Genomic DNA, 12240 nt, shown 5'->3' with positions numbered 1-12240 from the left:
TTAGGACGAGCTTTAGCACTCGGTCAAGGCGAGTGCTAATCATTGCCCTACTTCTTCACACCGGTTCGCGCAGAGCGCACAGCCGCAGACTCTTCGATATCCTCCGGAGCGTCCAGATCCATCTCGGTGAGCTTGACCATCTTGGACTTGGTCACCATGCGGTGCACCAGCCACAGTCCGAGGAACAGCGGCAGCCCGATATAGGCCGAGAGCACTTCCAGCCCGTGGCCGGCCAGCACCGCTTGGTAGTTCTGACCGACGATCACGGCAATCAGCATCAGGAAGGCCACGATGGGTCCTAGCGGGAAGAGCGGGGCCAAGTAGGGCAGGTCCTTCACGCTGTAGCCCTGGGCGAGATAACCGCGGCGGAAGCGGTAGTGGGATACGGCAATACCCACCCAGACGATGAACCCGCACAGCCCCGAGACATTCAGCAGCCAGGTATAGGCCGCACCCTGGCCCACCAGGGCGGTGAGGAACCCGAAGAGGCCTACCGCAGCGGTGGCCAGCAGAGCCATGATCGGCACGCCGCGGGAGTTGGTGCGCCCGAAGATCTTCGGAGCCTTGCCATCGTGGGCCATGGAGTAGAGCATGCGGGTTGAGGCGTAGAGCCCCGAGTTGCCAGCCGAGAGGATGGCGGTGAGAATGACCGCGTTCATGGCAGCAGCAGCAAAAGCGATGCCGGCCCGCTCGAAGACCAGGGTGAAGGGCGAGGAAGCCACGTCGGCTTCGCCGCTGGCCAGCAGGCTCGGGTCGGTGAGCGGAATCAGGCAGCCGATGATGAAGATGGCACCGATGTAGAAGAGCATGATGCGCCAGAACACCCGGCGGATGGCCTTGGGCACTTCGCGGCGCGGATCCTTGGCTTCGCCTGCGGCGACACCCACCAGCTCGGTGCCCTGGAAGGAGAATCCGGCAATCATGAAGACCGAGACGATGGACAGCCAGCCGCCATGGAAGACATCCTTGCCTTCGCGCCAGTTGGCCAGCGGATCGGTGTGCGCGCCGAGCACCCCGAAGATCATCAGCACGCCGGCGGCCAGGAAGGCGATGACGGTGACCACCTTGATCATGGCCAGCCAGAACTCGCCTTCGCCGAAGGCCTTGGCGGACAAAGCATTCAAGGCGGTCAAGGCCACCAGGAAAGAGCCGGCCCAGACCCAACCGGGGACATCAGGCAACCAGAAGCTCATCACGATGCCAGCGGCCACCAGTTCCGCTGCAACAGTGATGGCCCAGTTGAACCAGTAGTTCCAGCCGATGGCGAAGCCGAAGGAGGGGGAAACGAAGCGGGTAGCGAAGGTCTGGAAGGATCCGGCCACCGGGATCTTCGCGGTCATCTCGCCCAGGGACTGCATGAGCAGGTACACCATGAGACCCACCGCGGCGTAGGCCAGCAGCGCGCCGCCGGGACCCGCCTGGGCAATAGTGCCGCCGGAGGCCACGAACAGCCCGGTGCCGATGGAACCGCCAATGGCGATCATCTGCAGGTGGCGGCTGCTCATGCCGCGCTTAAGCTGGTTCTGCACCAGGGGTGCGGGATCCACGGCCTTTGGACCGGTTGTCGACGTCACTGTCGTTCGCTGCATAGGTTTCATCACAGGTGCCATACAACACCAGTTCCACAGGGGAATGCGACGTGGATCACTTCATGTCTTGCGGAGGACATGCAGCCGCTTGCAGCAAGCGGGGCAACTTGGTCCAGCGAACCGCTTCCTAGTGGCGGAGAACTGTAAAACAGCGATAGGGCTACTCGTTAGCCAGACGATCCAATTAGCAACAAGCATTACTCTCTCTAACCAAATCAATGCCCATGAGATAGCGATACTTAGTCTTTTGGTTTCAGGGCTTCACATCTCCCGGCTTCGAACTGCTCTTGGCGCAACTGCTGGGCGCCCGGATCCCGGAGCTTGGCGGAGCCCGCTTGGCGATTCTGTGAATTCTGAATGTGACGCGTTTTTGTCACATAGATCACTGGCCCTGCGGGCTGGGCACACCGAGAGGGCCAGTCTGTTCCAAGACGCATCAACGATAGTCTTGGATCATGGCCCAGGCTTCAAATGACTCAACGCTCAATGAACAATTCGCCGCCCTGCTTTCGGAAGACGGCTGGAAGCTGCTTTCCACCATCGACCCGTCCATGGTGGCCACCAAGGATGCTGCTTGGTCGCTGAATGAGAAGCTGCGCAAGGAAGGCCACGACGCCCAGGTGGTTCGCGCCGTCATGGCGCAGGCCGAGCTGCGTTTCCGGGCGAGGGTGAAATTCGGCCCCTTTGCAGACTCGTTGATCTTGACCCCGGCCGGACTGGAGCAGGCCACGCGCCTGACCATCGCCGGGCTGCATGCCCGCCGCTACACCAATGCCGGTTCCACCCACGTCGCAGACCTCGGATGCGGCATCGGCACCGACTCCATTGCGCTGGCCAGCGCTGGCCTGCAGGTCACCGCAGTAGAGATGGATGAAACCACCGCGGCAGCCACAACCTTGAACCTGATGCCCTTCGACAATGCCACCGTGATCCACGGCAGCGCCGAGGACACCGATCTGACCGGGATTGACGGCGTCTGGCTGGATCCAGCCCGGCGTACCGACGTGAAGGGAAGCACCCGCCGACTCTTCGACCCCGAGGCGTTTTCCCCGCCCCTGTCTTTCGTGGAGAAGCTGGTGGACTCCGGGCTGGACGTCGGAGTGAAACTCGGTCCGGGCCTGCCCCATGAAGCGATTCCGGTGAACGCCGAGGCTGTCTGGATTTCGGACCACGGCTCGGTCATCGAGGCCTGCCTCTGGTTCGGCAAGCTCAAGCGCAAGGACATCGCCCGTGCCGCGCTGGTCATCGACAAGGACGGCGCCCACGAGTTGGCCAGTGCAGCAGCCGCGGCAAATGACCAGCCGGCCCCGGTAGGCGAACTGGAAGCGCACATCTACGAACCCGATGGCGCAGTGATCCGTTCCCACCTGATCTCGACCTTGCTGGAGCGCACTGGCGGCCACCTGCTCGATGAGCACATCGCCTACTTCACCCATGACCAGCAGATTTCCACGCCGTTTGCCCGCGGCTACAAAGTCATGGCAGTGCATGACTACAACGTGAAGAAGCTGCGCAGCTGGGTGAAATCCAACGGCATCGGCACATTGGATATCAAGAAGCGCGGAGTCGACGTCACGCCCGAAGAATTGCGCCGCATTTTGCTGGCAGGCTCCCCCAAGAGCGCCAAGAACAAGGCAACGCTGATCCTGGCTCGCCTCGGCGACAAACGCGTAGCTTTCGAGGTCATCCCGCACTAGTCTGGGGTGACGCAGGTCCCACCGGAGCATTGTCCCGGCAGGAGCGGCGCAATACATACAATGAGTATGGAGAAACATCGAGGAATCGGTGGACGCTCCATCCACTTTGTTCGGCTCCGGAGCATTCCGTCCGAGACGTCATCAATAGGAGCGCCGTGCAGAAAATCGAGTTCGCCCACTCTTCCCAATCCACTATCGGTGTCGAATGGGAAATCGCCTTGGTCAATCGCGAAAGTGCGGACTTGTGCTCGGTTGCCGAGAGTATCCTTGACCAGCTCAAGGATGAGGCCGGTCTTGACCGCGAAGATGAGCATCCGACAGTGAAGCCGGAATTGTTGATGAATACCGTGGAGGTGGTCACCGGTGTCCATACCAACGTGGCAGACGCGGCTGAGGAACTGCGCACCAACGTGCGCATGCTCAACGAGGTCGCCGGAAACCACGGCGTGGACCTGTATTCCGCGGGCTCCCATCCTTTTGCCGCGCCGACCTTGCAGCCGGTGACGGACAAGGACCGCTATGCCAAGCTGATTGACCGCACCCAGTGGTGGGGCCGCCAGATGGTGATCTACGGCGTGCACGTGCACGTGGGCTTGGACGATCGCGAAAAAGCGCTTCCAATCACTGACGGTTTGATCAACTACCAGCCGCATTTCCAAGCACTCAGCGCCTCCTCCCCGTACTGGGGCGGGGAAGACACCGGCTACGCTTCGCAGCGTTCGCTGATGTTCCAGCAACTGCCAGCTGCCGGGATCCCCTTCCACTTCGATTCATGGTCCGAATACGAATCCCACGTTGCAGACATGCTGCATACCGGGGTTATTGATGATGTCTCCGAGATCCGCTGGGATGTGCGTCCGGTACCTCGTTTGGGCACCGTGGAAATGCGCATCTGCGATGGCGTGAGCTCTCTGGATGACATTGCCGCTTTTACCGCACTGACCCAGTGCCTGGTGCACGACATGTCGCTATCCATCGAAGCCGGCTACAAGATTCCTGTTATGCCGGCCTGGTTCCGAGTGGAGAACAAGTGGCGCGCCGCCCGCTACGGGCTGGATGCCATCATCATCCTCAACGCCCAAGGCGACGAGATGCTGGTGACTGACCACCTGCGCTCAGAGGTCAAGCGCCTGGCACCGATTGCCGAGCAGCTGGGATGCGCCGAGGAACTGCAGGGCATAATCCGTTTGATCGAACGCGGGGCGGAATACCAGTTGCAGCGCAATACCTTTGCGGCTTCGGGCGGGGACTTCAAGGCAGTGGTGCAGGAAAACGTCCGGCGCATGAAGGCTGTCTAGTCCGGGCAGCGCCCTCGAAGTCAGGAATTAAGGCATCCAGCTCATGCAGTAATCAAGATTCTTGATAACAGTTCGAGCTGCTGCCTCGGGATCGCCTGCTTCGATTGCGTCTACCAGTGATTCGTGGCCCTCGTGCAGGCAGCCATCGAATCCGTCGGCAAGCCTCTGGACCATCTTGGTTCCGTGGAAAACATCCCCGAAGCTCTCATAGATCTCATGCATCAGCGGAACACCGGAAGCCCGCGCTACTTCCAGATGGAATTTCCAGTCGGCTTTCGCCCACGCAGGATAATCCCGGTTTCCCCATGCTTCGCTTCGCTGGCCCAGCAAAGCGCGCAGCTGTTCGACTACTTTTGCATCAGCGGCTTTGGCAGCGAGCCGGGCCGACTGGGTATCCAGGGCGAATCGCACCTGGAGCACGTCCTGGTCGGAGTGGTCGCGGTACACCCGTTGGGCGGTGCCGCTGATCTCGCTGGTCGCGCGCACATAGGTGCCATCTCCACGGCGGACCTCGAAGATCCCCGTGCTGGCCAGCGCCTTGATGGCTTCGCGCAAGGTCCCGCGGGAGACGCCCATTTCCGCCATCAGCTCGGGTTCAGCCGGAATGCGGTCCCCCACCTTCCAGCGGCCCTTCGCTACGGCGCTCTGCAGCTTCGCCACAACCTCTTCGGACAAGGGCGGACGCAATGGGGTCTTGCTCATGGCCGCTCCGCTTCAGCCGAGCCGTCCACTTCGATCAACGGATGCGAATCGGCTTCGGTACGCAGGCCGCCCAGCTTGTAGCAGAACAGAAGCTGCACCACAGCGAAGGCGAGGATGATCACCAAGCCAACCGTCCAAGATCCCAATGCGCCCTGCATGAGCCCCAGGGCGAAGGGTCCAATGGCTGCAATCAGGTAGCCGACAGATTGGGCCACCGTGGACATTGCTGTCGTTTCTTCTGCGCTGCCGCCACTGCGGCTGAGCATGAGCATCACCAGCGGGAACACCCCGAAGCCCAGGCCAATGAAGACCGAGCTGATCAAGGACAGTTCTACCGGCAAGAGCAGCAGAGCGATAAAACCGAGTACCGAGCAGCTGGTAGTCAGCACGAAGGCACTGCGCAGCAGGGCCGGCTTCGAAGCCATCCAGAGCATGATCATGACTGCCGGGATGCTGACTCCCTGCACGATGCCCAGCATCAAGCCGGCATCAACTGGCTCCAGCCCGCGCGAAATGAGGATATGCGGCAACCAGCTGACCACGGTATAGACCAGCAGCGACTGGATGCCGAAAACAGTGGTGAACAGCAAGCCCTTGCGCGTGGCCAGTAGCGGCCATGGAGAAACATGCGTGCCCTTCTGAACAGCGGAACGCTTCCCGGAGATGGACAGCGGCACAAAGACCAGCAAAGCCAGGCCGGCGGGAATCGCCCACAAAGCCAATGCCGTCGTCGGCGAACCCGCCTTCACCGCCAGCGGGACGCTGATTGCGGAGGCCAGCGTCGCGCCGATGGACATGGTGGTCGTGTAGGCCGCGGTCATCGACGCGGCGCGGTTCCCGTGGTGCTCTCGAATAAATGAGGGCATGGCCACATTGCAGATGGCCAAGCCGCACATGCCTACCACGGTGCCGGCCAGCAAGGCCCAAGTTGAATCGACAATGCGCAAGGCCAGCCCAGCGGTGAGCAGCAGCAAGGACAGGGCGATGCCCAGTTCCAGTCCGGTCCTGCCGATCACCAAGCTCGTTGCCGCGCCAGCCACGGCAAAGCACAAAACTGGGATCGTCGGCAGCAGCGAAGCGATGAACGTGCCGTACCCCATCATCTCCTGCAGGTCATGGAAGAGCGGAGATGCCGAGGCAATACCCATGCGCAGGTTCAGCCCGACGAGGATCACCGCCGCAACTGCCAGTGCGCTTGCCCGCCAGGGATGCTTGGCGGCTTTGCTGGCAGGAGGCGGGGCCGCGGATTCTGATGCGTTGTCGATCACGTTTAAACATTAGACGTTTGATGTTTCACGCGGCGAATCCTGTGATCCAGCGCACCAGAACCTCGCGGCGTGCCCGCTTCTGTCCGCCAAGTACTGCTGCTCGGGGCCGAACTCCGGCTACGTCGTGCACTTGGCAAGCACCGCAGGATGGCCCGCGACCCGATTTACCCCAAGCCACCCTCGGGCTTCCTGGATCCTGGCAGCAGCCAGCCTCCTATGCGAAGCCCAGCTCGCGCGCCGTGAGATTCTTGTATGACGCTTTCCCGCCGGAGACAAAGAGCTTGATCCCGGCATCAGTGGACAGCGGGAACACGCGATGAGAGTGGACGAGCCGCCCGTCGCCGAAGAACACCTCGACGCTAGAGCGATCCACCAGGATGCGCACGTCGAGTTTCCCGCTCGGTACCTCCAATGGGCTCTTGGATTCGCCCTTATCCCCCGGATGGAAGCCCGGCTTGCGATTCACATAGGCGAACCCGCCGGCCAAATAGAGCCCGGTTGCCACATGGCGCGTTCCGGATACGGCCCGGCACAGCTCGAAACCGATGTTTTCCGGCGGGTTGGCCGGGTCCCACTGCAATTCGCACTGCAGCACATAAGCACTGCTGGAGAACGGGAGAATCTTCTCCCCCGAAACCACAGGGCTGCCGAACTTGGTGGTTGCACGGGCTAGCCTGTCCAGCTGCGCCACCGGAACAGAAGCGAGGTAATTGCCATTCGGTCCGGCAACCATCCGCACCTCGCGCACAATCATGTCGTCTCCGTTGTAGCCATCGGTGGCCATGCTCGGAGCATTATGCGGATAATCCCAGAAGTTGTTCCAGCCAATGGCGCGGCGCATTCCGGGATTTTCGCTGCCATCGGCGTGGTGGTCCGGATAGGTCACCGCGCCGTAGAAGTCGAAGCCCCAATCCAGCCATTGCGGCTCGGCTTGCGAAGCAGTGAAGGCCTTTCCGTCGAAGTCGCCAATCCAGTAGGCGTAGGTAGCGGGCAAATCGCGGGGCTTGCCGTTAGCGCTGGTTCCCAGCACCCAATGCCTGGAGCCATCCGAAGCCTGGATCTGGAAGAGATCCGGGCATTCAAGAATGCCCAGAGTGGTGCGCACGAATTCGCTGGTTCTCGTCCACTGCTTCAGATCCGCCGAAGCATAGATTCCGATGCGGTCTCCCTCGGCATTGAGCAGGACCCACTGAGAGCTCTGCTCATGCCAGATCACCTTCGGGTCGCGGAAGGCATCGGTGCCCGGGTTGGCCAGAACCGGTTCGGTCCCTCCGGGTTTGAAGCTGCGTCCCTTGTCGGTGGAGTACCAGAGGTACTGGGCCTGCACGCCATTGGGGGCTTGGGTGACCAAAGCAATCAACGTGCCCTTCCCGTATCCTGCGGTGTTTTGCTGGTCGATGACAATTGATCCGGACCAGCAGTCCCCGTTGGGGCTCTCATGCTTGCTGATAGCTACGCCGCGGTCAGTGAAATTGACGTGGTCAGTGGTACTCGCCATGCGCCAGCTGGTCCCAATGCCGCCGAGAATGTAGTCCTCGTTGTAGAGGTAGTAGTACAGGTATTCGCCATCAAGATACACCGGACGCTGCGGGTCGTTCTTCCAATTGTCGGGGACGCTGAAGTGGTAGCTGGGACGGTAGCTCATGGCCGGGGAAACGCCCTTCTTGGTCTTGGAGCTGCCTGCGGGAGCGGCATGGGCTGCATCTGGGCCAACCCCGGCCAGCCCCAAAGCGGTGGCTGCAGCCAGGGTTTTGACAACATTTCTCCGGGAGGCGCTGCCGTAGGCGGCATTCATATCCAGATTCAATTCATTTCGCTTTCGCCGGCCAGCACCCAGTGCTGGCGTGATTCATCGATCATGTGCTTTTTCAGGGTGGTGCTGGCCGACCAGCGGTGGATCTGTTCACGCAGGGCCGCGCGCTTCGACGCATCCTGGCTGCTGTCGCGGTCCGGGTCGGGTACCGCGCCCACCAGCAGCCGGGTGTATGGATGCCGGGGATTGTCCAGCAGCTGCACGGACTCGCCCGACTCGACTATTCGCCCCTCGTTAAGTACCGCGATCCGGTCCGAGAGATAGCGGGCGGATGCCAAGTCGTGGGTGACATAGAGGATGCAGATCCCATGCTCATCGCGCAGCTTGTGCAGCAGATTCAGCACGCCGATCCGCACCGAGACATCCAGCATGGAGGTCGGCTCATCGGCCAGGATGACTTTCGGCTTGGCTGCCAGCACGCGGGCGATTGCAATGCGCTGGCGCTGTCCGCCGGAGAGCTCGTGCGGGAATGAGGACAACACATCCGGGCTCAGCCCGACGGTGGACACCAGCTTGGCCATTTCTGCGCGCTTGGACTTGATGCTTGGTTGGTGCAGCGCCAAGGCGCGTTCCAGGATGTGCTCCACTCGGAAGGCCGGGTTCAACGAACCGAAAGGGTCTTGGAACACCATTTGCACTTCGCTGCGGTAGTTCCGGGCCGCTGATCCCTTGAGCCCGGATATGTCCTTTCCATTGACCAGCATTTCCCCGGAATCCGGTGCCTCAAGCAATGCCAAGCAGCGGGCCAACGTCGATTTACCGGAACCTGATTCGCCCACCAGCGCCACGATTTCACCGCGGTGCAGATCCAGGTCGATACCCCTCAGGGCCGGAACCTTCGTGCGACGGAACAGTGCGGTGCTGGTGAAAGATTTGCTCAGCGAACGGATACGCACCACTGGCACCATAGAGGCGTGCTTGGCAGCTGTCGAGGTCATGGCAGTTCTCCTTGAATGAGGACCGGGGCTTGGGTCGGGGCGACCCAATGGCCTTCGCCTACCTGCCTAAGGTCCTTGATGTTGGTGAATCTGGTGCCTTCGGCCAAGCCGGTGAGCTTGACTTTCGGTCCGTGCAGGGGCGGGAACGCCCCGAGCAGCGCCTGCGTATAGGGGTGCTTCGAACCATGGCGCAACGACGGCGCCGGTGCCAGCTCCACGATGCGCCCTCCGTACATGATGCCAATGCGATCGGAGAGCTCAAGCATCAGCGACATGTCATGGGTGATGAACAGGATGGCGAATCCGAGTTCGCTTTGCAGTTCCCTGATCTGCTCCAGGATTTCTTGCTGAACCACTACGTCCAGCGCCGTGGTGGGCTCATCCAGGATCAGCAACCGCGGGTTCAGCGCACAGGCCATGGCAATGACAATGCGCTGGCGCTGTCCGCCTGAAAGCTGGTGCGGATAGGCCCGCAATCGCGCCGGATCGATGCGCACCATGGTGAGCAGCTCTTCGGCGCGCTGCACCGCGGCAGCACGGGTGCCGCCACGGTGCGTGCGGATCACGTCGACAAACTGCTCGCCAATTCGGGTGACCGGGTTCAATGAGTTCATCGCCGACTGGAATACCATGGCGACGTTGTTCCAGCGCCAGGCGCGCAGTTCCGCTTCGTCCATGCCCAGCACATCTTGGCCTTCAAAGAGGATCTTGCCGTGGGTGATCCGCGCAGGATCTTTCAGCAAGCGCATGATCGAGTTGGCAATGGTGGACTTGCCGCAGCCGGACTCCCCCGCCAAACCGAAGATTTCACCGGAGTGGATGGCGAAGCTGACCCGGTCAGCGCCGCGCACAGCTCTCTCGTCGCTGACGTACTCGACGGTCAGGTCCTGGACTTCCAATACCGGGACGCTCATTTTTCTTCCTTTCGCACCACGGTAGTCGCCGCGGTGCTTTTCGTTGCATGCTTCGGGCGGCGCAGGCGCGGATTGGTGATTTCATCCACCGCGTAGTTGCACAGGGCCAAGGCGAAGGCGACCAAGGCGATGGCCAGGCCCGATGGCACGAAAATCCACCATTGGCCCAGCATCAGCGATCCGTCGCTGGTCGCCCAGAACAGGTTGGTACCCCAGGAGATGGTGTTCACGTCGCCCAAGCCCAGGAATTCAAGCCCAGCCTGTGCGCCGATGGAGCCGATGATGCAGCCAAGCAGCGTGGTCATGACGACCGAGGCCATATTGGGGAGCATTTCGCGGACCATGATGCGCAGCGGGCGCTCGCCCGATACCAAAGCCGCGGCAACATAGTCTTTTCCGCGGATGGACATGGCCTGGGAACGCATGACGCGTGCGCTGCCTGCCCATCCGGTAATCATCAGCACCACGATCACCGTGCCAAGACCAGGCGGCATGAATGCCGCCAGGATCACCAGCAACGGCAGGCCGGGCACCAGCAGGAAGACGTTGGTAACCAGGGAGAGCACCTCGTCCAGGCCGCGGCCGAAGTAGGCCCCGCTCAACCCGACCAGCACGCCGACAATGGTGGAGAGGATGCCGGCGGCGAAGCCGACGAAGAGCGACGAGCGGGCACCCCACAGGGTCAGCCCCAAAACGTCTTGGCCCTTGCTGGTGGTACCCAGCCAATGCTCCATGCTTGGTGCGCTGGCACCGGCCGAGGTAATCCGCGACGGATCCCCGGGGAAGAGCGCCGGGGCAAGCAAGGCCAGGATGATAAAGGCAAGCAGGATGCTGAGCCCAGCCACGGCCTTGCCGTTGCGGAGCAAAGTCCGCAGCAACCGGGTAGCACTGACTCTGGCACGCGCGGAGCCGCTTTCCTCCGCTGGTTGCGAGGCAGCCAGAGTCTGTGGATCTGTAGCATTCTGGGTCATGGCGATCAGCCTTTCCGCACGCGAGGGTCGAGTCGGACGTAGACAAGGTCTACGAGGAAGTTGGCTATCAGCACCGCGGCAGTAATGGTCAGGAACATGCCCTGCATCAGCGGGTAGTCAAGGCCTTGGACAGCGCCGAGCAGCTGGTAGCCGACGCCTGGGTAGGCGAATACCACTTCGGTCAGCAGTGCGCCGCCGACGATGAAGCCGATGCTCATGCCCATGCTGGTGACCGATGGCAGCATCGCGTTGCGTGCCGCGTAGTTCAGCATGATGCGGTGCGGTCGCAGCCCCTTGGCCTCGGCCATCAAAATATAGTCTTCGGAGTTGGTGGCAATCATGGTGTTGCGCATGCCCAGCATCCAGCCGCCCAGGGAAACCAGCACGATGGTCAGCGCGGGCAGGACCAGGTGCGCTGCAACGTCCAGGATGAATTCGAGATTGAATCCGGGAACCAGGCCTACGGAGAAGGCATGGCGCATCGGGGCGACGCCCATGTTGATGCCGAAGATGTACAAGGCCCCCATGGCTAGCCAGAAATACGGGAAAGAACCGATGAACACCAGCAGCGGTGGAGCAACCGAGTCCAAGAAGCCGCCACGGCGCCAGGCGGCAAGGATGCCCAGGAGGTTTCCGAGGATCACGGCGAAAATCAATGAAGTCAGTCCCAGCAGCAAGGTCCACGGCAGCTGCGAGGCGATGACCTCGGAGACTGGAGTGGGGAAACGGGAAATCGACATCCCAAAGTCGCCGGTCAAGACACGGCTAAGATAGCCAAAGTATTCGGGGATGATGGGGCCGCCGTCCACTCCCATCAGGGTTCGAAGTGCTTCGACTTGTTGTGGCTCAAGCCGTTGCTGCGAGCGGGACAGCATGCGGGTGACGGGATCGCCTGGCATCAGCCGCGGTAGAAGGAAATTCAGGGTGATTGACGCCCAGAAGGCTAGGAGATAAAAGCCCAAGCGCCGTAGGAGGAAACTCATGTTGTGTGTCCTTGGCTAAGGATCGCAACGCAGCGGGCGGACGGTATCCGCCCGCTGCGAAGGGAAA

Annotated in this window: 10 protein-coding genes; 2 read left to right on the top strand and 8 right to left on the bottom strand. The window is 61.5% G+C overall.

From position 1 onward, the window contains the following. Positions 1-47: 47 nt before the first annotated feature. Complete coding sequence (locus AC1Z36_RS08515) at positions 48-1589, bottom strand: amino acid permease (protein WP_483561937.1); 1542 nt, start codon at positions 1587-1589, stop codon at positions 48-50. Between the two features lie 455 nt (positions 1590-2044). Here AC1Z36_RS08515 and AC1Z36_RS08510 point away from each other — a divergent pair, with 455 nt between their 5' ends. Both AC1Z36_RS08510 and AC1Z36_RS08505 read left to right on the top strand, forming a co-directional pair. Beyond that, positions 2045-3286 (top strand): THUMP-like domain-containing protein, encoded by a 1242-nt coding sequence (locus AC1Z36_RS08510; RefSeq protein ID WP_105657615.1) that lies wholly within the window; start codon positions 2045-2047, stop codon positions 3284-3286. Positions 3287-3441: 155 nt separating this feature from the next. Next, a complete protein-coding gene (locus tag AC1Z36_RS08505) occupies positions 3442-4584 on the top strand; it encodes a glutamate--cysteine ligase (protein ID WP_105657616.1) in 1143 nt (380 codons plus the stop codon). 27 nt (positions 4585-4611) lie between these two features. Here AC1Z36_RS08505 and AC1Z36_RS08500 read toward each other — a convergent pair whose 3' ends face one another. The 7 genes from AC1Z36_RS08500 to AC1Z36_RS08470 all read right to left on the bottom strand — a co-directional run bounded on the left by AC1Z36_RS08500 (position 4612) and on the right by AC1Z36_RS08470 (position 12173). After that, positions 4612-5286 carry a FadR/GntR family transcriptional regulator gene (locus AC1Z36_RS08500; RefSeq protein ID WP_105657617.1) on the bottom strand — a complete coding sequence of 225 codons (675 nt, stop codon included), beginning with the start codon at positions 5284-5286 and terminating at the stop codon, positions 4612-4614. Continuing rightward, positions 5283-6554 carry an MFS transporter gene (locus tag AC1Z36_RS08495; RefSeq protein WP_105657618.1) on the bottom strand — a complete coding sequence of 424 codons (1272 nt, stop codon included), beginning with the start codon at positions 6552-6554 and terminating at the stop codon, positions 5283-5285. Before AC1Z36_RS08495 ends, AC1Z36_RS08500 begins: the two co-directional genes overlap by 4 nt. A 214-nt stretch (positions 6555-6768) precedes the next feature. Beyond that, positions 6769-8349, bottom strand: a complete 1581-nt coding sequence (locus AC1Z36_RS08490; protein WP_181148848.1) for a glycoside hydrolase family 32 protein — start codon at positions 8347-8349, stop codon at positions 6769-6771. A gap of 8 nt (positions 8350-8357) precedes the next feature. Next, positions 8358-9305, bottom strand: a complete 948-nt coding sequence (locus AC1Z36_RS08485) for an ABC transporter ATP-binding protein (RefSeq protein ID WP_105657619.1) — start codon at positions 9303-9305, stop codon at positions 8358-8360. Beyond that, a complete protein-coding gene (locus tag AC1Z36_RS08480; protein WP_483561936.1) occupies positions 9302-10219 on the bottom strand; it encodes an ABC transporter ATP-binding protein in 918 nt (305 codons plus the stop codon). Before AC1Z36_RS08480 ends, AC1Z36_RS08485 begins: the two co-directional genes overlap by 4 nt. Further along, a complete protein-coding gene (locus AC1Z36_RS08475; protein ID WP_105657621.1) occupies positions 10216-11190 on the bottom strand; it encodes an ABC transporter permease in 975 nt (324 codons plus the stop codon). Before AC1Z36_RS08475 ends, AC1Z36_RS08480 begins: the two co-directional genes overlap by 4 nt. Positions 11191-11195: 5 nt before the next feature. After that, complete coding sequence (locus AC1Z36_RS08470) at positions 11196-12173, bottom strand: ABC transporter permease (RefSeq protein ID WP_105657622.1); 978 nt, start codon at positions 12171-12173, stop codon at positions 11196-11198. Between the last annotated feature and the right edge of the window lie 67 nt (positions 12174-12240).

It is taken from the genome of Glutamicibacter sp. BS14, assembly GCF_056934375.1.
The sequence above is the reverse complement of the archived record's forward strand: the minus strand, read 5'-3'. Positions and strand labels throughout refer to the sequence as shown.

Coding starts and splice junctions, on each gene's coding strand:
- AC1Z36_RS08515 (WP_483561937.1), bottom strand. CDS start 1,589: ATGCAGCGAACGACAGTGACGTCGACAACCGGTCCAAAGGCCGTGGAT.
- AC1Z36_RS08510 (WP_105657615.1), top strand. CDS start 2,045: ATGGCCCAGGCTTCAAATGACTCAACGCTCAATGAACAATTCGCCGCC.
- AC1Z36_RS08500 (WP_105657617.1), bottom strand. CDS start 5,286: ATGAGCAAGACCCCATTGCGTCCGCCCTTGTCCGAAGAGGTTGTGGCG.
- AC1Z36_RS08490 (WP_181148848.1), bottom strand. CDS start 8,349: ATGAATGCCGCCTACGGCAGCGCCTCCCGGAGAAATGTTGTCAAAACC.
- AC1Z36_RS08485 (WP_105657619.1), bottom strand. CDS start 9,305: ATGACCTCGACAGCTGCCAAGCACGCCTCTATGGTGCCAGTGGTGCGT.
- AC1Z36_RS08480 (WP_483561936.1), bottom strand. CDS start 10,219: ATGAGCGTCCCGGTATTGGAAGTCCAGGACCTGACCGTCGAGTACGTC.
- AC1Z36_RS08475 (WP_105657621.1), bottom strand. CDS start 11,190: ATGACCCAGAATGCTACAGATCCACAGACTCTGGCTGCCTCGCAACCA.
- AC1Z36_RS08470 (WP_105657622.1), bottom strand. CDS start 12,173: ATGAGTTTCCTCCTACGGCGCTTGGGCTTTTATCTCCTAGCCTTCTGG.